This window comes from Bacillus sp. 9.4 (assembly GCF_055486415.1).
In genome coordinates this window covers 656342-676329 of sequence record NZ_JBVFMU010000001.1, presented here as the reverse complement: position 1 = coordinate 676329, position 19988 = coordinate 656342, and the positions used below count along the sequence as shown (strand labels likewise).

The window sequence follows — 19988 nt, the reverse complement described above, 5'->3', positions numbered from 1 at the left end:
GAATGGCATTAAAAGCGCAAAACACCATTTCCGGTAAAGAGGGCAGGCTGTTTCTTGATGGAGAAGAAATGGCACATATCAAAACGTTTGAAGCCAACGTGGAGAAAAATAAATCCGAAGTAAATATCATGGGCCGCCGAATGACGGGGCACAAAACGACTGGAGCAAATGGAACGGGAACCGCCACTTTTTATAAAGTGACTTCTCAATTTGTTCTTATTATGATGGACTATGTGAAAAAGGGAAGTGATCCTTACTTCACTTTACAAGCTGTTCTGGATGACGCCTCTTCAGGTCGTGGCACTGAACGAGTCACCTTGTACGATGTGAACTTTGATTCTGCGAAAATCGCTGGGCTTGATGTGGACTCAGAAGCATTAGAGGAAGAGGTACCGTTTACCTTTGAGGACTTTGATGTTCCTGAGCGGCTGAAGGATACGTTTTAAGCTACACTGGTGTACATTTTAAAAATGCACCAGTGTACAAAAATCAATGTGCGAAAAATATATCCAGTAGCGAAAACAAAAAATGACTATAACACACGCTGTATGCTATAATATCGCTATATCGTTATTAATAACGATAATAATAACGATAATAATAACATTATTATTATTAATATTGTTTTGCCGTATTTCTTTCATGAGAAATGCATAAAATAAAAAAGACCCGGTTGCCGCCGGGTCGGTATAAATGTTGGCCCATCAAGAGGGCTGGCTTAACAACTTCATGAAAGTATTTAGGATAGACTTTACCCTTTAACTTTGCCGAGCTCAAGGGGTGGGTCTATTTCTTCTTTATATAAGTCAACAGGGCAATTATAAATGACCCGAAAGCAAGCATAAGCATCAATGCTTGAAATGTTGACACGTGCATCACCCCCTTTCATGAGGGAGTGAGCCAGACCGCCCTTGAGATGTTGAAAGCCAATATTCATTTATACTAAACCATATTGTATCATAACACTTTCAAATCAGAGGGATATTTATTGATTAAAGACATAAAAGAAAAAGGGAAGGCTTCTAAAGATGAGGCCATTTTGAGATCAGAGATAAAAAAAGTAACGAATAAAAGATACAAATAATTATATAATCAATATATATTCATGTTATAATGGTGCCAAGCAAAAGTATTGCAACTACTGGCGTAAGCTTATAGTTGGTACCAATTACAACAATACAACTTGTTAACGTGTATTTCTTTCATGAGAAATGCATAAAATATAAAAGCCAGAGTGCTGCAACACTCTAGCTCTTATTAACGACGCTACCTTTTCCTTTTAAAGCGTCTATTCGGGCGAATATTCCGTTTATATCTTGTATTCGGACTAATCATCCGTCGCGTCTGTTGACACAAACATACTTTAGACACTGCAATGTCTTTTGATTCGTTTGTGTCTTTCTTTCTAAAATATCTGTCTGCAACAACCTTTAACGCTATCGGTGCCAAAACTTGCAGAAACTGGACAGTGGTCATTGTTTTTCACCTCCTCTCAGGAGGTGTTTACATGAATTCATTATCTACCACCCTCCTTTATAGATAGGAAAAGGTAGTTTCAAGAATCTATTATACATGAATATTATGGTAAGCACATCCCCTAAATAAATTGATGATTTCAATTTGTTTGCACAGGAGAATGTGCTTTTTTTATTGCGAAAAACTTTAAATCGAATTTTGAAGGAGTTAATAAACATGAGTGAAAAACAAAACGAAAAAGTATACGATCTTTCATTCTTTATGCCAGGACAAACAATCGAAGCTGAAGAAGTAAAAGTGCCGATTTCTAAACGGTTTGTAGACAAAGAGGGCAATGTTGTTCCATTCATTTTCAAAGCAATTACGACTGAACGAATTGACGAGCTGGAGAAAGAGAATACGACATACAAAAATGTAAAAGGTCGCGGCCGTGTGAAGGACTTGGACAGCCAACGCTTTTATGCTCGGATTGCGGTTGAAACGACTGTTTATCCGAACTTTAAAGCTAAGGAACTACGTGAGGCTTACAAAACAGAAGATCCAGTGGAAGTTGCAAAACGTGTTCTTTCTGTCGGCGGTGAGTATGCAAATTGGCTGAACAAAGCAATTGAAATCAATGGATTTGATGATGATCTCGAAGACCTTGAAGAAGCAGCAAAAAACTAGTAAAGGACGGGGACAAAGAGGCTGTATTTCTTTATTACGCGATGCATGAGCTCAAATACGCCCCGTCAGAATTAAGAGAACTATATGAGGCACCGCGACAATTCAAGGCGCTCTTATATGGGTTTATCAGTTATAAGCTTGAGCTGTTAGAAAAAGAAACGAAGAAGGGAGGTAATTAACTATGGCTAAACTAACAGCCACGTTTGAATTACATGATAAGATTTCCCGCAAGCTTCGAATGATACAAGGCAATGCTGAAAGACTTAAGAGGGCTGCTAATGGCCCTCTTATTTTTGAGGCTGAAGACCGGACTGAGAGAGTTATGCGGCGGATTGACCGATCGGCCAACCGTTTGACCGGACGGGCTCGATCGCTTGAAGTGGATTTAGATGATCGAGCTTCGAATGGCTTACATTCTATACGTCAGCAAGCTGAGGATCTTACCAAGGGCAGTCATGAGGTGACGGTTTCCGTAAATGATCAAGCTACACCACGTTTTCGTTTAATCCGTGGAGGTCTCTCTGATTTAAATCGCTCGCACGCTGAGCCAACTGTTTCAGTTCGTGATCATGCTTCAAACCAATTAGATGAGATCCGTCGTCATGTGTCCGATGTAGACAGCGAACATGCTGAGCCAACCGTCTCTATTAAGGACAGAGCTTCAGCTGCTCTGGATGCTATTGAAGCGAAAATAGACAGCTTGAAGAATGCTACCATTACTCTGGCAGTTGCAGGTGGTTTTTCTGCAGGTGCAATTATGGGTTCAGGTAAAAGTACAATGTCTCAGGATGCTTATGTGTCAGCAACTTCAAACGTTAATAAGAAGGATGTTGCAAGAATGACGGATCAGATCTATTTCAACAATAAAGCGGGCAGTTCTCGGGAAGAAGTCAGTTTATCTTTGAGAAACTTATCGCAACAGACAGGGGCTTCTAAAAAAGCTCTTGCTGAATTGACTGAGTCGTCAAGTAAGATTGCCCAGCTCATGAATGCTGATCAGGCAGAGGTAGATCGTGCTTTCAGTTCAATGTATAACAACTTGAAATTGTCCGGGAAACAAAGCGGAGACTTAATTGCTTATGTATATCGGAATGCCGGTGACCAAGCCGACGATTTATTGGATACGATGAATGAATACAGTTCCACCTTTAAAGACTTGAAGCTCACAGGCGGCCAGATTGCAAACGCCATGATAAAAGGAACAAAGGGTGGCGCCAGAAACTTCGATAACCTAGCCGATAGTATGCGTGAGTTTAACATCCGCCGAACCGAAATGTCTGATAGTCAAGTGGACGCATTTAAAACGCTGTTCGGAGCCAAGGAAACTAAGAAAATGTTCAAGGGCTTCAAAGATGGTTCAATAAGCGGTGAGGAAAGTTTATTTAGGGTGGCAAAAGCCCTTTCTAAAGTGAAAGATAAAACAAAGCGGGCTGCTATTGCGACTGAGCTTATTGGAACACAATATGAAGACCTTAAGCAGCCGATTTTAGATATGGCTGAGGGTATTGGTACAAGTGCCAAAACAAGCGATGAATTAGAACGTAGCTTTACGAAACTTCGGGATAATAACCCAATGACACCGGTTAATGATGCCATGAGAGATTTTGAAAGCTTATCTAAGGATATGGGAACATCTCTGCTAACTGGATTAGGACCGGCCTTTGATAAAATCAGCTCGTTCATTAACAGTAAAGAAGGTCAGGAAAAGCTTAAAGAGATCAAAAAAGATATTGCTGATCTTGGTAAGGAGATAGGTGATAAGTTAAACGTAGCCATTGAGTGGAGCGTCAACCATTGGGATGATTTAAAAACAGCGATTAAAGTTGTGATCCCTTCTTTAATTGGGTTGATTGGTTATTTGAAAATACTACGTCCGCTTTTAAAAGGCATAGGTACTGTCGGAAGTGATGCAGCAGGCGTAATCCGAAAGTTAATTCCAAAACGTACTCCTGAAGCTGGCGCTAATACGCGAAGTGAAAGGAGGAACAGAAACAGTAATCGTAATGCCAGCACAAGGACATCCAAAACTGCCATAGGTCCAACGAGTTTGCCTCGAAGTGGCAGCTTAACATGTTGCTGTTGTAGCGATGGAGGTAAAAATGATCGCATTCGTAGAAGACGAGGGAAAAGAGTTTTAGGACGACGCGGTAATCCAAACCGAATGAACCCTTCTGACAGTTCAATTGCTGTGTCATCTGAACGGTTGGAGAGAAGGCGTTCCGGTAGAACTGTAGGTACTAATCCAACCAGAGATTCAAGATCAGCAATAACCACTACGAGATCGGAACTATACTCAGCAGGTAGAGCTGCAGGCGGTACATCGAAGTTCGGGAAAGTTTTAAGTCCTCTGAAAAGTGTTGGTAAGTTTACAAAGGGAGTTCCTCTATTAGGAACAGCGTTAGCGGTAACCGATTTAATTGGGATGAATAAAGACAATGTTGGTGAAAAAATTGGATCAGCTGGCGGTGGCCTTGCTGGAGCGGCTACAGGAGCAGCTATTGGCAGTGTTTTTCCAGGAGTGGGAACAGCTATTGGTGGATTAGTTGGCGGTATAGCAGGCACCATGGGCGGCTCAAGTTTAGGTAAGGCGTTTGATGGTTCAGAAGTAAAAAAGAAACTAGACAGTACATTATTTGATCAAAAATGGTGGTCTGAAAAATGGTCCGGCATTAAGAGTAATGCGAAGACTTCTCTCAATGGGTTAAGTGATACATGGTCTAATGTAAAAGAAAAGGTGAAGTCTACTTTATTTAATAATGAATGGTGGTCTGAGAAGTGGTCTGGCGTTAAAACCTGGGCACAGGACAAATGGAATAGTGCATCATCTGTTTGGGAGTCCGTAAAGGGAAAAATAAAATCCACTTTGTTTAGTGAGAAGTGGTGGTCAGGAAAGTGGGAAGGCGTAAAAGGTTGGGCTCAAAGTAAATGGGACAGTGCGTCTTCTGTTTGGCAATCAGTTAAAGGAAAGCTGAAATCCACTTTATTTAGTGAGAAATGGTGGTCAGGAAAATGGGAAAGTGTAAAGAGCTGGTCAAAAAATAAATGGGACAATGCTAAATCAATATGGAAAAGTGTTAAGAGTTCCATCTCAGAAACCCTTTTTAGTAAGAAGTGGTGGTCTGAAAAGTGGCAGAGTGTAAAGGAATTGGGAAGCAGTATTTTAGGCGGAGTAAAAGAAGTTGGTGGTAAAGTAGCTTCAAGTGCGAAAAAAACTGCTGGTAAAGCGTGGGGATATGTGAAGAGTGGCGTAAATTATTTATTTGGTACGGGAAAAGAAAAGCCAAAGAAACATGCTACTGGTGGTTACATTACGAAACCAACAATATCTTGGATTGGTGAAGCAGGTAAAGAGTTTGTTATTCCTGTTGAGAATAATAAAGGTCGCGGCAAAATGCTCCTTTCTCAAGCTGCTTCGAAATTAGGGATGAGTGTTGTTGATGATATAGCATCTGCTTCATCTGCAGGAGGTGAACCAGCAACTTCCCCGCTAGTCCGTAGTGCGGCGGTGACTGCTTCTGTATCTCCTATTATTGACACATCCAGTCTTGATGAACAAGCAACATCATTTGGTCAACAGTTCACGAAGAGCTTTGATCAAGGAATTAGAGATAATGTTGTTTCTATGGAAGCATGGAAACAGAAAAACGTTGGACAGCCAATGAACAATTTAATCTCTTATTCTCCGAATTACGGAAAGCAAATGGTCAATGGTTATGCTAAAGGTCAAAACAGTACTTCAACCGGTACAGATGGCTTCTTGCAGACGAAGGTTAAAACACCATTCCAGAACACCGTAAATAAATCCTCTTCATGGGGAAGTGGAACGGTCAAAGGTTTTGCTTCAGGACAAAATAGTTCACAAACTGGTACTGATCAATACGTCAGCACTCATATTAACAAGCCGTTTATCCGCTCAAAAGAATCATCAAACGGCTGGGGAAGCGGTATGGTCGGTAATTTTGTTTCTGGCATGACTTCTAAGGCAAGTGAAGTCCATGAAGCTGCCAAGGAACTGGCGAAAAAAGTTGAGAAGGCATTTCGTGAAGAGCTTGATATTCATTCACCTTCCCGTGTCATGATGAGTCTCGGTCGTTTTGCCTCTATTGGTATTGTAAAAGGTCTGGATTCAGTTGATGTGAAAAAGTTTGCTGAAAAACAAGCAGGTTCACTAGCTGCTGCTTATTCCGGAATGGGAGCAGTTAGCGGAAATGTGAAGCAATGGCTTATGGCAGCTATCATGGCCACAAAGACACCAATGAGCTGGCTTCCAGGGCTGATGACAATTGCTCAGCATGAGTCAGGGGGTAATCCGAAGGCAATTAACTTATGGGATAGTAATGCGAAAGCAGGACATCCATCTCAGGGGCTCATGCAGACAATCCCAAGTACCTTCAACGCACACAAATTGCCGGGAATGAATAACATTCTTAACCCGATTCACAACGCTGCTGCTGCGATTGGCTATATCAAAAGCAGATATGGATCAATTAATAATGTACCAGGCATTAGAAGCATGAGACACGGAGGTCCATATGTTGGCTACGCTAACGGCGGACTTATTACCAAAGAGCAGATTGCACGTGTCGGTGAAGGAAACAAAAGGGAATGGATCATTCCGGAGGAGCGAGGCATCCGTGGACGTTATTTATTAGCCCAAGCAGCTAAGGCACTCGGAATGGAAGTCACAGACCCATCTCAAAAAGGTCAAACTGAATTATCTTCCAGTCAGGTAACAGCAGCTACAACAGGTAGTCAGCAAACAACTGTTAAAGCATCAGGAGGTAAAGAGGTTATTATTCAGTTTAATGGCGATCAGCATTTTCACAATGGTCAAGACATGAACAGTCTTGTAGCTAAGATTAAGCAGGCCCTTGTCGATGAGCTTGAACAGGATATCAACATTGGAACGAAGGGAGTCGTTGCTTTTGACTAAATCCATATATGAATTCTGGATTTCACAAGGGAAGGACAAGCTGCGGCTTCCGGTCCTTCCTGAACAAATTGATATATCCAACACAATTCAAAATGAATCAGTAAAAGTGGCTAGTTTTGGGGAGATCACTTTTATTGATAAACCGGGAGCGAAAGAAATTTCGTTCTCTTCTTTTTTTCCAAAGAAACATAGCCCGCTTGCTGAGTATAAAGGATTTCCTTCTCCTGAAAATGCTATTGCAAAGATCGAGAAATGGGTGAAATCTAAAAAGCCGGTTCAATTCTTAATTACTGGAACGAAAATTAATTTAACTTGCAGTATCGAGGTTTTTTCTTATAGCGAGGGCCAAAAAGATATAGGTGATCGTGATTATGAAATAAAGCTGAAGGAATACAAAACTGCTTCGCCGCGGAAGATCAAGCAGAAGAAAAAGACGAAGAAGAAACGGCCATCTAAATCAGCTCCTAAAACGTACACCGTTAAGAAAGGCGATACACTGTGGGACCTTGCCGGCAAATTTTATGGAGACAGCACAAAATGGCGCAAGATCTGGAACGTCAATAAAAAGGCTATGATCAAACGAAGCAAACGGAATATCAGACAGCCAGGACACTGGATCTTTCCTGGGCAAAAATTAAAGATACCGCAGTAAGCAGGTGATGACATGATAGAACTTTTCGTCATTAAAGAAACGGAATGGCTTGAGCTGGTAACTGAAAGTGTTTCTCTTGAGGGCCAACGGTATCAGGCACCGCGATCAATCACAGCAAAGATCATAACGAAACAAGGAACCCATTCATATTACAGCGTATCAGAAGGAGATACGGTTTTGTTTAAGTGGAAAGGAAAAGAGCTGTTTCGAGGTATTGTGTTTTCTCGCAATCCGGAAGAACACGGGCTGACCTTTACGGCTTATGACATGCTGCAATATCTGGTCAAGAACAAGGATGTTTATGTGTTCTCTAATCAGCGTGCAGACGAGATTATAAAGCGCCTTGCAAGAGATTTTCAAATCCCGACTACATCCATTGCAAATACGAGTTACACCATTAAATCATTAGTGTTTAAAGATGATACGAGTCTTTATGACATGATTCTAAAAGCCTTGAAACAAACGAAGAGCCAAACCGGAAGGAATTATCAATTATATTCGGCGAAGGGGAAGCTTGGTCTACGTGCTTGGCCAGACCCTTCAGAAGTATGGGTGCTAGAAACGGGTGTGAACATTACTGGTTATCAATACAGCACTTCCATTAATGACACGGCCACAAGAGTAAAACTACGGCGTCAGAAAGACAATAAAACTTACACGGCCACCGCAAGTGACAACTCGGGTATCAGTAAATACGGCGTGCTTCAGTATGTAGAAACGGTCTCCGATAACATTAACCAAGCACAGCTTCAGCAGCGTGCGAAAGTTAAACAAGCACAGAAGAAAGGCGTCAAAAAAGAACTCAAAAGTATTCAAGCAATAGGGATTCCAGATCTTCAGAGCGGTTTGCCTGTCTATATTTCAATTCCGGAAGTCGGGATTAAGAGAACATACTGGATTGATACAGATAAACACGAATTTAAAGGATCGACACACACGATGACCATTGATGTGGTTGAGAAAAATTCTATCCCTGATGGTGTTTCCTCATGAGACTAAGTGAAGCGATCAAGCATTTGGCTGTCGGTGCCGTTGGTTCAGAGTCGCCGGTGGATATCCTGCCGGCTGAAGTGGTTTCCGTTTCTCCTGTTGAAATTAAACTCAATGAAAATGAAAAGCTAATTATTCCGTCTGATTTGATTATTATTCCTAAACGGCTGCGCGCTAGAGGAGATGAAGAACTAAAGATGGGTGAGAATGTGATGGTTGTCTCCTTAAAAGGCGGACAATCATTTTTTATTCTCGACAAAATATAGGGGGTGTTTGAAATGGCTTTGTCTCCGGAAATCGAGTTTGAGGATATAGAAGATGACAGCGAAATCATAGAGACCTCGCAAACCTACAAAATAGATTTTGAAAATGGCCGTATCACAAATGAAATCATCACAGGTCTTGAAGCGATCAAGCAGTTTGTATATCTATCTCTCCATACTGAGCGATATGCATACCCTGTTTACAGTCATGACATTGGAAATGAGCTTCAAGAAGTGTTGGCAGATAACGAAACAACAGACGCATATAAGAAAATGGAGATCCCGCGGCTGATAGAGGAAGCACTGATCTATGACGATCGGATTTCTGCTGTTATAGATTTTGAAATAGAAAAACAAGGCGATTCGTTCCATGTCTCCTTTATAGTCGAAACTGACGAGGGAACATTGGAGATCGAGGAGGTGCTTGATGAAGATGTTTGAGGATCAAACCTTTGAAGTGATTATGGACCGTATGTTGAACAGCATTTCAGCGGACATTGATACAAGGGAAGGCAGCGTGATTTATAATGCCTTAGCTCCTGCAGCCGCAGAATTGGCCAAGTCATATATTTGGCTCGATACTGTGCTGGAACTTGTCTTCTCAGACACAGCACAAGGGGAATTTTTAGATCGTCGGGCTACTGAAGCAGGCATTGAGCGAACGGCTGCCACGAAAGCAGTCAGGGCAGGGGAGTTTACTGAAGACGTGACCATTCCTGTAGGGTCTCGCTTTTATGTTGATAATCTTTATTTTCAATACACAGCTGACGGAACATTGGAATGTGAAACAGCGGGGGAAGCGGGGAACGCAAATATTTCCGGCCAGAATCTATTGTCATTAGACACCATACCAGGACTCCAAAAAGCGATCGTGAAAGAGATTCTAATTCCTGGCCGAGAAGAGGAGGATGATGACAGTTTAAGAGCTAGATATTTTACCCGCGTGCGTCGGGAAGCTGTCAGTGCCAATAAAGCTCACTATAAACAATGGGCTGAAGAAGTAGACGGAGTAGGGAAGGTAAAGGTCTTTCCGCTTTGGAACGGGGACAGCACAGTCAAAATTGTCGTGACCAATGCTAACTTGGAACCTGCTTCTGATATTTTAATATCAAAAGTGAAAAACTATATTGATCCTGAACCCGGACAAGGTGAGGGACAAGCGCCAATAGGTGCCTTTGTCACAGTGGAGAGTGCGGAATGGAAAGAGGTTGAGATTTCAGCCGAGGTACTTCCCGAGGTCAATAGCTCTATCGATCAGGTAAAGCAAGAAATCGAATCAGGCGTTTTAAATCTTTTTAAAAAGATTGCTTTTGAAGATAACGTCATCCGTTTATCGCAGATTAATAATATCGTCTACAATTCACCTTCAGTAAGTGATTACGCAGATATTAAAATCAACGGCGTGGCCGAAAATTTGGTTCTGAGTGACGTCGAAATCCCTAAATTGGGGCAGGTGAACATCATTGAGCAAACTCGATGAAATGACTGCTTACCTGCCTCCGTTCCTTACCAAGTTAAAGGAAATGGCTGAACTTCTTAAAGCGGAAGCTCCGGAATTTGAGGAGCAAAATAACAGCATCTTTGATCTGACAGATCAGCTGTTTATTACTACGGCAACCTGGGGGCTTGAACGATGGGAAAAGATTTTGAACGTACCGCGGGAATCAGGTGACCCCGATGAGATCCGCCGATTGCGTCTAATCTCTAAAATGTCCAATATACCGCCCGCAACATATAAGGCCATTGAACAGGCATTGAACCGGTTCCTGAAAAATCCGTCTGCTCAGGTCAGGCTGCTTCAAGGACAGTACCGTTTTAATGTTGATATTGATATAGATGATATGCAGCATATGAGCGAGCTCATAGAAACATTGGAGAATATGAAGCCAGCTCATTTGGCATATACCTTGCGAGCTGCTGTGAATGAGCCACTCAAGATAAAAGATACTGTCATTTTGAATAACAGAAGGTATCGAAAAGCAAGTGAGCTAAAGGTAGGTTATTCCGTCACGCTCAATAATAACGAGGTGGTCCTTGCATGATTACGCAGGTTTATAGAGAGCGTACAGCTGCAGATTTGAAAAATAGGATATCGAAAGTGCTACTGAATGGGAGTGAAACAGAAATTGTGGAACTCACCATTCACGGTGCGGTTGTCACGGTACTTACTCAACGAGAGGAAGATATCAAACATATTAAGAGTGTGCAGATCCTTGATGAACAAAACAACGTAATTACGGAAAGAACAACAGATTTAGACGTCAGTAATAATAGAACGCTTGATTTTAGGATTACTTTTGAGGTGGTGTAACAAATGGCATATGAAGCAAAAAGAGACTGGCTGCCAGATGATCCTATTAATGAGGATGATGTGAACCGTTGGGAGAAAGGTATTCAAGACGCGCATAAAGATTTAGCTGTACATAAAAATGACATGAACAACCCTCACAATACAACAAAGGCGCAAATCGGGCTAGGGAACGTAGATAATGTACAGCAAGCTTCGAAAAAAGAATTTGAAGAGCATCGTAATGATTTACAACGGCACATTACACCAGTAGAACGGGAGAATTGGAATGCAAAAGAAACAACTGCCGGGGCTCAGGAAAAAGCTGATAAGGCTTTAACGGATGCAAAACATTACGTGGATACCAACTACAAAAATAACAATCTAACGTTAATTACTGGAGACTATGCTATTCAAGATGCAAGAACAGGAGGGGAAGAATATCCTTTAGGACTGACCTTAATGGAGATTGGTCAGGGAAATACTACAGGTTACCCTTTGGGTTATGGCATAGTCAAAAATGAAAAATATAATAATTACCGATTTACGCAATACTTTTATGGAACAGGAAATGAGTCTGGGACTTACTACGATAGTACAGGAGTTTGGATTAGACACTGGTGGAGTGGTTCAGGGTGGACCCCTTGGCAAAAGATATCAGGGTTCGCTCATGCCAATATTGGAACAACAGGTAAGCAACTTCTTATCAAAGGAGAAAAGCAAAAAATTCGTTTTAATCGAAAGATAAAGGACAGTCATAATGCCTTTGACATTAATAATTGCCGGTTTATCTGTCCAAACAGCGGAATGTTTCTAGTCAATGCCGGTGTATATATTGAAAACGTTCAGAGATATGCCAACTATGAATTAGAGATTTACTTGAACGGAACGATTTATAAAAACATAGCACATTATAGAAATAGCCCTGCAAGCCCGTCTGATACTGCAGATTTCAATGTAGGAGTATATGGAGCTGCTACTGTTCCGGCTGATAAGGGGGACTATATAGAGATGTACCTTTATGTGGGTTATGACGGTAATACTGCACGGTATATTTCTGATAACTCAGGATGGTATAACTACTTTGATATCACAGAAATCGGCGGCAGAAATTACCCGAGATTTTAGGAGGCTTTTATGATTTTGTATGATGCGATTATGTACAAGTATCCTAACGCAGTACCGAGAAAAGATTTTGAATTACGGAATGACGGGAACGGTTCATACATTGAGAAATGGAATATCAGGGCGCCGTTACCGACTCAAGAAGAATTAGAGGACTGGTGGAAGGAGTCACAGAAAAAAACGTCTTATGAACATCCCGATCAGATTGAGCTACTCGCGCGAGAGTTATCTCAGGAGAAGCTAGCTCGTAAACAACTTGAAGAATTAAACCAAACTTTGGGAAGCGAGCTCTCAAAAATAAAGTTACAACTGCTTACTCTACAAGGAGGGAAAGATTCATGAATTATTGGGTGCTGGCTTTGCATTATAATTGGGCTTCTTCTGAAATGGTGAAAAAGGCAATCCATTTCAAAGATTGCTCGCCCGAAGATTTACAGGAAGGAATAGAGAAAAAACTCATTACAGCTGAACAGTATAAAGAGATCACAGGAGAAGCCATTTAGGGCTTTTTTATTTTGCCTTAAAGGGGGTGGTTCCGTTGTAAACCCATGCTCACCACTAATGATCTACAATAGCAAGGAGGATTTTTAATGCCATCATATAGTTTTCAATTTCCAACAGATGCAACCGGTAAGCCGGGGGCAGCCAAGCCTTACAGAGAAGGAAACAGAGATTTTGTTGTGCCGGTAGCTTCAATTTCCGGTAATGCAGAGCTGCTGACGAATGCAGTTTTAAAAGCGACCGAAGTGTACACGCAATATGGTCAAGATCGATTAGGTCAGATTTTAATTTCAAAAGTAAAAGGTCATGCTTATTCTGATAGTGAAGGTACCTTATTCATTGAAGAAAGTAACGATATGAATTCATGGACCACAATCTCTTCGTTGGTTGTTAAAGCAAATACGCTTGGCGAGACTGAATGGATTCATTTAACTAAACGCTATTTCCGTTTCAGATACGCAAATGGTAATCTATAGCAATCTGAATTTTTACTATACCAGTCATTGGGGGCAGGTGAAGAGGATATAAACATTAACCACACTGTTCCTATTACAGCAGTTGCTCCGTTCTCAGTCCAGTTAGATAAAAGCGGGTTAACTAATGATGGTCGTTTAAAAGTTCAAACTGAAGGCTTGAACCTTAGCTCATTAGACACTCAAGCAAAAACAATGGATATTGTCTTTCACGATAAAACAGAAATTATAGGTGAGGGTAACCCATTCACCGTTGGATCATTCAAAACGTTACTCATTGAGGTTTATGGGACGGCTGAGACAAGTGAATTGAAGTTCTGGGGTAAATCCTTATCGGGAACAAAAAGAGCCCTTAGAGGGCAGAAAGTGGATGACGGAACATTTGCCATTAGCACAAAAGGAAAATCTGAAGCTTGGTCTTTTGACATTACTGGTTTTAAAGAAATTGTTATGGAGCTTACATCTTTAACAAATGGAAACTTTTCAGTTAGAGGGACGGCCGTCTCATAAGATCCGGCTGTCCTTTTTTATTTGCCTCGGAGGAGGTGATTAGAAATGGGGGAGACAAGTTTGTTTATCAATTTTGAAACATTAGATTTAGCAAGAGTATATTTATTTGGAGGGGTGAAGTACCTTGATTTACTTCTAGTACTTAGCATAATTGACGTTTTAACAGGAGTAATCAAGGCATGGAAATTCAAAAAACTGCGAAGCCGGAGCGCATGGTTTGGTTATGTCCGTAAGCTGCTCAATTTCTTTGCAGTCATTTTAGCAAACGTTATTGATACAGTCCTCAATTTAAACGGTGTCCTAACTTTTGGTACCGTTCTTTTTTATATCGCTAATGAAGGCTTGTCAATAACTGAAAACCTAGCACAGATCGGTGTTAAAATCCCTTCAACGATAACAGATCGATTACAAACAATTGAGAACGAAAAAGAACAGAGTAAGAATAACGCAGACAAAGCTGTTGGCTGAGCCGGTGGCTTTTTTTATTACACAGACAGAAGGAGAGAGGATATATGGCCATTAAAGTTGTAAAGAATCTAGTCTCCAAATCAAAGTATGGATTGAAATGTCCTAATCCAATGAAAGCTGAATACATCACTATTCACAACACTGCGAATGATGCTTCAGCAGCCAATGAAATTTCATATATGAAGAATAATTCAAGCTCAACAAGTTTTCACTTTGCAGTAGACGATAAACAAGTTATTCAAGGAATTCCAACTAATCGAAATGCATGGCACACAGGAGATGGAACTAATGGTACGGGGAATCGTAAGTCGATTGGTGTCGAAATTTGTTATAGCAAGTCAGGAGGAGCACGATATAAAGCAGCGGAAAAGCTTGCTATTAAGTTTGTGGCGCAGCTACTGAAAGAACGCGGATGGGGTGTTGATCGTGTCCGTAAGCATCAAGACTGGAACGGCAAGTATTGCCCACACCGTATTTTGTCAGAGGGAAGATGGAATCAAGTTAAGGCTGCCATTGAAAAAGAATTAAAGGCGCTAGGTGGAAAAACAAGCTCAAGCAAAACAAGTGCAACTAAAAAGAAAACAAACTCAAGTAGCAAAAAAACGTCATATGCGCTACCATCTGGCATCTATAAAGTGACAAGCCCTATGCGTAGAGGTGATGACGTAAAGCAGATTCAAAAAGCGCTGGCGGCTCTTTATTTCTACCCGGATAAAGGAGCAAAGAATAACGGTATAGACGGTATTTATGGACCAAAAACGGCGAACGCGGTCAAACGCTTCCAGTCGATGTATGGTCTTACCCAAGACGGTATTTATGGACCGGATACGAAAGCTAAACTTGAATCATTATTGAAATAACAACCCTCTTTTTTAAAGGGAGGACATTTTATTTATTTTTGAAGAGTTCATTATTTACTGAATTCAAAGACATAAGAAAAATAAAATAGTGATATGGTATGAAAATTCAGTCAACTCTAAAAAAGATATTGATATTTATTCCAACTCTGTGGTATTTAATTGTTGTCAATATTCTTAAAAGGAGTTGAAATTATGAACAAAATTTTCTTGGCTCTCTTTTTATCTGTAATCACTTCTGTTAGCATGGTTTCAACAGCAAATGCAGCTGTAATCGATCATGATAAAGTTGTGGGTTTTAGAGAGGTGGTTCCTACCACTGTTACTCAAAAAGCAGCGAAACGTTTTCAACCATATTTAAAGGTTTATAGCGGCTGTGTGCCTTTTCCTGCAGTAGATGCGCAAGGTAATACAAGTGGCGGTTTAGAGCCTACTGGAGCACCTGAAGGACATTGCAGCAAAAATACTGGACAAGTATATTCACGTTCTGCATGGCACAATGGGGTTTGGGCAATTATGTATTCTTGGTATTTTCCTAAAGATGAAGCCTCACCAAGCTTAGGTCACAGACATGACTGGGAAGGAATCGTTGTATGGGTTGATAATCCAGCAAATCAAAATCCAAAGGTTTTATCAATTGCATATTCTGGACATGGAAAATTCACAAATGTAGCACCAAGCGGAACCAACATGAAAGATGGCACTCATCCTTTGATTGCCTATGACAGCACGTGGCCACTCAACCACGAATTGATGATGAGCGATCGTGTTGTAGGTGGTACTCAACCGTTAATCGATTGGGATGATTTAACTCCTGCCGCAAGGAATGCATTAAATACAGCAGATTTCGGTAAAGCAAATGTTCCTTTTAATGATAGTAATTTCACCAACAATTTAAAGAAAGCTTGGTTTAAATAAAAATTAATAATTCTAAATTGAGAAGAGTCCTTACTTAAAGAAGGGCTCTTTTTTCTACTGAAAATAGAGGCAGTTACGGACCAAAAACGAAAGCGAAAATGGATGGGCTATTATAAGAATCTTGTTAGCTTTGCAAAGAAAAACACCAAGGAATAGGCCAGTAAATAACTTAAAAAAGTGAAAAATATATTCCATCCATTTGAATAAATGATCCATTCAAATTTATATAAAACCAATTCAAACAATGTAGTAATTAATGCTATGGAAACAATCAAAAAAGACGGAGAGCGGAAAATCTTTATGAAATAGACAAGATATACGCCTAGAATTGTATATATTCCTAAATCATAAGGGAGCATTGATAATACGCGGTATTCAAAAGGTTTTATTGACCAGAATTTTAAACTGTATCCAACTTCGTTGATTAGTGAAGCGATCAATGCTGAAAATGAACCGATAATCAACAAGTGTTCCAAAGTCAAAAAGGGTCTATTTTTTAAGTGAATAAGAAAAAAACCCCAAGGTAATAATAAACAAAATAAATTGAAAATCATACACGACCACACTCTTTTTTTAATATTGTTTTCAAAGTATGGAAATATATTCGTTTCAATGAAAAAAAGCCCCTCATTTGCAAGGGGCTTTAAATTCAATTTTTTGCTTAATCGTCCCAGTCTTCATCCTCTTCCCAGTTTTCTTTCATCTCAAGAAGTCTTGCATAAAAGAACTTTATAAAATGCGCCGAATCAAGCTCTTTATAGCCACCAAATTCACTCCAAATAACAACTGGACATTCTCCTTCACTGTTCATTTTATTGGTATCTAAGCAATAACCAAAAAAATCAACATGCTCTATAACTACCAATCCACTTGGCAATTCCCTATATTCACGATATTCCCTGGTTGTTTCTACAACTGAAGCACCGCCAAAATCATAGCCTAATAAATCGATTCCATAAATTCCGCCAGAACCATAGTTTCTAAGAAACCATTTGTAGCTATCTGGAAGAGTAACTTGAAGATCTTGTTCTATTTTTAAAATTTTATCTTCTCCGACTCCACCTGTAAAATCTCTTTCCTTTGCATTATCAGCTAAGAAATCTTTTACTTTCAAATAAAAATCCATGGTTTATAACTCCTTATTCTTTTTCATATTGTTTTGCTCTCCACTTCCAATACCTTGTCTTAAAGTTATTGTATTGTTTCTCCAGGTAAACATCATTCCTAAAGCTTTCACCATTACCTTTTAGGCCATGTATCACGTCACTATACTTTGTATGTAAACTGTTAGGTATCTCAAGCAATGTTCCACTTTCTTCTTGTATGAGGTGATGTAAGTTAATCTGTGTTCCGTCTTTAGCATAAGGAGATTTACCATCTTTCATTAATTCAAGATTGGTTTTTCCTTTTGGAGTTTTTTGATTAATATCAATGTCCTTTAAGGTATAGACTCTCCGGCTTACATCTCTAACTTCACCTTTAACCTTTACTTTGCCGTCTATTTCAACAGCACTATACTTTTCTTTATTTAACCAAGGAAGATTTATTTCCTTACCTGTAAACGGTTTTCTGCTATCATCTAGTTTTTTAGCAAGCTGAAGCAGCCTGTCTTTTGTGCTCACATCATTGATGACATTATAAGGCATGCCACCTGCTACAACAATATCTTCTCGCATGACAAACGGTTTAATTGCTGTTAGTGGATCAGGAGTTGCATCAAGTTTCTTTGATACTTTTTTGACTGCAGCTTTTCCGGCTGTTTTTACTCCTATTTTAGCAACTGAACCAGCACCTTTTAAGCCAAAGATGTTTACTGCTGCATATGTAAACCAATGAGCCTTTGATTCTGTGTCACCGTTCTTTACGTCTCTTACATAGGAGGTTAAAATTGCATCTTTAATTGAATTAAATGTGGAATCATAGTGATAAACTGCAACTGCAGAATTAATAAGCATGTCGACAGGATGATTGTGTGCCATATAGTCTAATGTTTCAGCTGTCATATCATAAAGAGCTGTAATAGTACCTTTGGCTCCAGCCATCAACTCACGTGTGTTTTCAATCTGTGTGAAATATCTTTGCTGATCCTCTGTTAGGTTATCATAACCAATGGTTTTGGCTATTGAATAAAACTCATCTGCATCAGCATAGTCGTAATTTTTCAGTCTTTCTTTCAGCTTTTCGATTTCTCGTTCTTTTTCTTCCTTCTTCTTAATCGTCAAATAAGCTTCTGTATGTTTCTCAATATCGCCTTTTTTCTTATGTATATCACTCTCACGGTACGCCTTGGCGTTGTAGTGAAGAGGCGTAGCGTTTTTGCCTTTGCCAGTTGCTTCTTGGAGATTTTGGAAATCTGACTTGATGAATTGTTCATTTGGTTCTGACATAGCATATTCTGTCAGTAAATCTTCGTCAAGATCACCTAGTTTTTCAATTGTTTTTTTGCGTTTGTCATTGGCATCCGCAAGCTCATCCTTGAAGGTTTCTGTTGAAAACAAGTCGAGCGGGAGGATGTCGTCAATGTCGTTTAGGATATCTTTCATGGCTTTTTTCTGTTCAGACATGATGGACTTTGATTTTTTATGGGCGTTAGCCAGTTCATGTTCTAAAAAAGACTCTTCAATATAAGCATCAGAGAGGCCTTTGTCCTCGACAGCTCCGGCAATGCTGTTAAAGAATGCAATTTTCATGTCAATGTAGTCGATCCATTGATCAGTGACACCAACATGATCGTGATAGAATGCTTTAATGTTATTAGCGCCTTTACCTGAGAATTCGCTGTCGTCCAGTTCAGCGACGCTTTGTAAAGCTTTTCTCAAGTTGACCATTTGCGTCCTTAGTTCTTTATATTCTTTGGCGCGGTCTGTAGCTTCAGACATAAGTGTTTTAGCTTCAAAGACTTTCATGACTTATCCCTTCTAAACTGTTTTGATATCAAAATAGTACCATGGAATAGAGAAATATGTAAATTATGGTTGATAAGCATATAAATAATTGATATAACAATATTAGGTAATATTAATCATTTCCAAAGGAGGAGTTTCAAAGTTGATTGCCTTAAAAAGAAATTGGAAGTCTGTTGTTGCCTTGTTGTGTGCTTTAGCTTTATCTGTAGCGGTGTTTACGCCATTCGCTAATGCGCAAAATCTTTCAGAAGAAGACCAACTAGCACAGGACATGCAGTTTATTTTTGATGAAGCCTCTACTCTCGAAAACGGTAAATATGTTGTAAATGAGCAATTAGTCTCCGAAAAATTCGGACCTGAGAACGTTGCGTCTATCGTTGCCTTTGTTAAAATGGTTAATGGTGAAGAACTCAGTGAATCTGACCTAGTAGGTGTTCCAAATCCTGCGGGAGATTTCTCGACAGCATCATATATGGGGTGCTTGAAAGATAAGATCATTGACTTCACTGGAATCGGATTTATTTCAGGTGGTTTGCAAAAATTACTTGAAAAGAAACTCTGGAAAGAAGCTGCAATTCAGATCATTAAAATTGTAGGTAAAAATGCCATTAAAGGCGGAGTTGTTGGTTTAGCTGCAAGTTTAGCTTGGTTTAGTGTACGTTGTATCGGTAAATAAAAACGCTAAAGGGGATGTTCTAACATGAAAAGTATGAAGTACATATTGTTTTTCCTAGTCTCTTTGATTTTACAAGCTATTTTGTTTTTTGGAATAAAAAGAGATTCGGGGATTACTATACTCGACATGTTAGTTATGTCCTTGTTATTCAGTTTATTTATGTTTTTAATTGATAGAGTCCTTACAAAAAAGCAGGCATAATGCCTGCTTTTTTATTATGAAAGAGCCGAATAAAAAGTTTGCGGTTTTTTTGCGGTTCAAACACTTTTTAGAAATGTTAGAATATT

The 19988-nt window shown here is 39.8% G+C and carries 21 protein-coding genes and 1 pseudogene; 19 read left to right on the top strand and 3 right to left on the bottom strand.

Annotated elements, in window-relative coordinates; genetic code table 11:
- The first annotated feature begins 2 nt into the window (after positions 1-2).
- A complete protein-coding gene (locus ACZ07B_RS04100; protein ID WP_153940215.1) occupies positions 3-446 on the top strand; it encodes a phage tail tube protein in 444 nt (147 codons plus the stop codon).
- 340 nt (positions 447-786) lie between these two features.
- On the opposite strand, the gene bsrH is transcribed toward ACZ07B_RS04100, so the two are convergent.
- Positions 787-876, bottom strand: coding sequence for a type I toxin-antitoxin system toxin BsrH (bsrH, locus tag ACZ07B_RS04095; RefSeq protein WP_075058862.1), 90 nt, complete (start codon positions 874-876; stop codon positions 787-789).
- A gap of 816 nt (positions 877-1692) precedes the next feature.
- Here bsrH and ACZ07B_RS04090 point away from each other — a divergent pair.
- From ACZ07B_RS04090 to ACZ07B_RS04010, 17 genes and pseudogenes are all read left to right on the top strand, one after another.
- Positions 1693-2142, top strand: a complete 450-nt coding sequence (locus tag ACZ07B_RS04090; protein WP_032725183.1) for a phage tail assembly chaperone — start codon at positions 1693-1695, stop codon at positions 2140-2142.
- 41 nt (positions 2143-2183) lie between these two features.
- Complete coding sequence (locus ACZ07B_RS04085; RefSeq protein ID WP_464876928.1) at positions 2184-2321, top strand: hypothetical protein; 138 nt, start codon at positions 2184-2186, stop codon at positions 2319-2321.
- Positions 2322-2323: 2 nt separating this feature from the next.
- Positions 2324-7075 (top strand): phage tail tape measure protein, encoded by a 4752-nt coding sequence (locus ACZ07B_RS04080; RefSeq protein WP_464876927.1) that lies wholly within the window; start codon positions 2324-2326, stop codon positions 7073-7075.
- A complete protein-coding gene (locus ACZ07B_RS04075) occupies positions 7068-7727 on the top strand; it encodes a LysM peptidoglycan-binding domain-containing protein (protein WP_021480096.1) in 660 nt (219 codons plus the stop codon). Before ACZ07B_RS04080 ends, ACZ07B_RS04075 begins: the two co-directional genes overlap by 8 nt.
- A gap of 12 nt (positions 7728-7739) precedes the next feature.
- Positions 7740-8720, top strand: a complete 981-nt coding sequence (locus ACZ07B_RS04070; RefSeq protein ID WP_464876926.1) for an XkdQ/YqbQ family protein — start codon at positions 7740-7742, stop codon at positions 8718-8720.
- On the top strand, positions 8717-8983 hold the full coding sequence (locus ACZ07B_RS04065; protein WP_464876925.1) for a DUF2577 family protein: 267 nt from the start codon (positions 8717-8719) through the stop codon (positions 8981-8983). Before ACZ07B_RS04070 ends, ACZ07B_RS04065 begins: the two co-directional genes overlap by 4 nt.
- 12 nt (positions 8984-8995) lie before the next feature.
- Positions 8996-9421 carry a DUF2634 domain-containing protein gene (locus ACZ07B_RS04060; protein ID WP_464876924.1) on the top strand — a complete coding sequence of 142 codons (426 nt, stop codon included), beginning with the start codon at positions 8996-8998 and terminating at the stop codon, positions 9419-9421.
- Positions 9414-10460: a baseplate J/gp47 family protein gene (locus tag ACZ07B_RS04055; RefSeq protein WP_464877034.1), complete on the top strand. Its 1047-nt coding sequence runs from the start codon at positions 9414-9416 to the stop codon at positions 10458-10460. Before ACZ07B_RS04060 ends, ACZ07B_RS04055 begins: the two co-directional genes overlap by 8 nt.
- The gene (locus ACZ07B_RS04050; protein WP_464876923.1) at positions 10444-11022 is read left to right on the top strand and encodes a YmfQ family protein; all 579 of its coding nucleotides are present in this window, start codon (positions 10444-10446) and stop codon (positions 11020-11022) included. The genes ACZ07B_RS04055 and ACZ07B_RS04050 overlap by 17 nt, the downstream gene beginning before the upstream one ends.
- The gene (locus tag ACZ07B_RS04045; protein WP_032722163.1) at positions 11019-11291 is read left to right on the top strand and encodes a hypothetical protein; all 273 of its coding nucleotides are present in this window, start codon (positions 11019-11021) and stop codon (positions 11289-11291) included. Before ACZ07B_RS04050 ends, ACZ07B_RS04045 begins: the two co-directional genes overlap by 4 nt.
- A 3-nt stretch (positions 11292-11294) precedes the next feature.
- Positions 11295-12395: a hypothetical protein gene (locus ACZ07B_RS04040; protein ID WP_464876922.1), complete on the top strand. Its 1101-nt coding sequence runs from the start codon at positions 11295-11297 to the stop codon at positions 12393-12395.
- A gap of 9 nt (positions 12396-12404) precedes the next feature.
- Complete coding sequence (locus tag ACZ07B_RS04035) at positions 12405-12734, top strand: XkdW family protein (RefSeq protein ID WP_268290677.1); 330 nt, start codon at positions 12405-12407, stop codon at positions 12732-12734.
- Entirely contained in the window at positions 12731-12895 is a 165-nt protein-coding gene (locus ACZ07B_RS04030; RefSeq protein WP_268290676.1) for an XkdX family protein, read from the top strand. The genes ACZ07B_RS04035 and ACZ07B_RS04030 overlap by 4 nt, the downstream gene beginning before the upstream one ends.
- 87 nt (positions 12896-12982) lie before the next feature.
- A pseudogene (gene xepA, locus ACZ07B_RS04025) lies at positions 12983-13876 on the top strand (phage-like element PBSX protein XepA).
- A gap of 45 nt (positions 13877-13921) precedes the next feature.
- Entirely contained in the window at positions 13922-14344 is a 423-nt protein-coding gene (locus ACZ07B_RS04020; RefSeq protein ID WP_327847296.1) for a holin family protein, read from the top strand.
- 44 nt (positions 14345-14388) lie between these two features.
- The gene (locus tag ACZ07B_RS04015) at positions 14389-15204 is read left to right on the top strand and encodes a peptidoglycan recognition protein family protein (RefSeq protein WP_268290673.1); all 816 of its coding nucleotides are present in this window, start codon (positions 14389-14391) and stop codon (positions 15202-15204) included.
- A 192-nt stretch (positions 15205-15396) separates the two neighbouring features.
- Positions 15397-16119 (top strand): NPP1 family protein, encoded by a 723-nt coding sequence (locus ACZ07B_RS04010; protein WP_268290672.1) that lies wholly within the window; start codon positions 15397-15399, stop codon positions 16117-16119.
- Positions 16120-16780: 661 nt separating this feature from the next.
- Here ACZ07B_RS04010 and ACZ07B_RS04005 read toward each other — a convergent pair.
- Positions 16781-17245 (bottom strand): SMI1/KNR4 family protein, encoded by a 465-nt coding sequence (locus ACZ07B_RS04005; protein ID WP_348711949.1) that lies wholly within the window; start codon positions 17243-17245, stop codon positions 16781-16783.
- A 13-nt stretch (positions 17246-17258) separates the two neighbouring features.
- Positions 17259-19025 carry a T7SS effector LXG polymorphic toxin gene (locus tag ACZ07B_RS04000; protein WP_464876921.1) on the bottom strand — a complete coding sequence of 589 codons (1767 nt, stop codon included), beginning with the start codon at positions 19023-19025 and terminating at the stop codon, positions 17259-17261.
- 142 nt (positions 19026-19167) lie between these two features.
- On the opposite strand from ACZ07B_RS04000, the gene ACZ07B_RS03995 reads away from it, so the two are divergent.
- On the top strand, positions 19168-19701 hold the full coding sequence (locus tag ACZ07B_RS03995) for a hypothetical protein (protein WP_268292832.1): 534 nt from the start codon (positions 19168-19170) through the stop codon (positions 19699-19701).
- Positions 19702-19988: the final 287 nt, after the last annotated feature.

Coding starts and splice junctions, on each gene's coding strand:
- ACZ07B_RS04100 (WP_153940215.1), top strand. CDS start 3: ATGGCATTAAAAGCGCAAAACACCATTTCCGGTAAAGAGGGCAGGCTG.
- bsrH (WP_075058862.1), bottom strand. CDS start 876: ATGCACGTGTCAACATTTCAAGCATTGATGCTTATGCTTGCTTTCGGG.
- ACZ07B_RS04090 (WP_032725183.1), top strand. CDS start 1,693: ATGAGTGAAAAACAAAACGAAAAAGTATACGATCTTTCATTCTTTATG.
- ACZ07B_RS04085 (WP_464876928.1), top strand. CDS start 2,184: ATGCATGAGCTCAAATACGCCCCGTCAGAATTAAGAGAACTATATGAG.
- ACZ07B_RS04080 (WP_464876927.1), top strand. CDS start 2,324: ATGGCTAAACTAACAGCCACGTTTGAATTACATGATAAGATTTCCCGC.
- ACZ07B_RS04070 (WP_464876926.1), top strand. CDS start 7,740: ATGATAGAACTTTTCGTCATTAAAGAAACGGAATGGCTTGAGCTGGTA.
- ACZ07B_RS04065 (WP_464876925.1), top strand. CDS start 8,717: ATGAGACTAAGTGAAGCGATCAAGCATTTGGCTGTCGGTGCCGTTGGT.
- ACZ07B_RS04060 (WP_464876924.1), top strand. CDS start 8,996: ATGGCTTTGTCTCCGGAAATCGAGTTTGAGGATATAGAAGATGACAGC.
- ACZ07B_RS04055 (WP_464877034.1), top strand. CDS start 9,414: ATGTTTGAGGATCAAACCTTTGAAGTGATTATGGACCGTATGTTGAAC.
- ACZ07B_RS04045 (WP_032722163.1), top strand. CDS start 11,019: ATGATTACGCAGGTTTATAGAGAGCGTACAGCTGCAGATTTGAAAAAT.
- ACZ07B_RS04040 (WP_464876922.1), top strand. CDS start 11,295: ATGGCATATGAAGCAAAAAGAGACTGGCTGCCAGATGATCCTATTAAT.
- ACZ07B_RS04035 (WP_268290677.1), top strand. CDS start 12,405: ATGATTTTGTATGATGCGATTATGTACAAGTATCCTAACGCAGTACCG.
- ACZ07B_RS04030 (WP_268290676.1), top strand. CDS start 12,731: ATGAATTATTGGGTGCTGGCTTTGCATTATAATTGGGCTTCTTCTGAA.
- ACZ07B_RS04020 (WP_327847296.1), top strand. CDS start 13,922: ATGGGGGAGACAAGTTTGTTTATCAATTTTGAAACATTAGATTTAGCA.
- ACZ07B_RS04015 (WP_268290673.1), top strand. CDS start 14,389: ATGGCCATTAAAGTTGTAAAGAATCTAGTCTCCAAATCAAAGTATGGA.
- ACZ07B_RS04010 (WP_268290672.1), top strand. CDS start 15,397: ATGAACAAAATTTTCTTGGCTCTCTTTTTATCTGTAATCACTTCTGTT.
- ACZ07B_RS04005 (WP_348711949.1), bottom strand. CDS start 17,245: ATGGATTTTTATTTGAAAGTAAAAGATTTCTTAGCTGATAATGCAAAG.
- ACZ07B_RS04000 (WP_464876921.1), bottom strand. CDS start 19,025: ATGAAAGTCTTTGAAGCTAAAACACTTATGTCTGAAGCTACAGACCGC.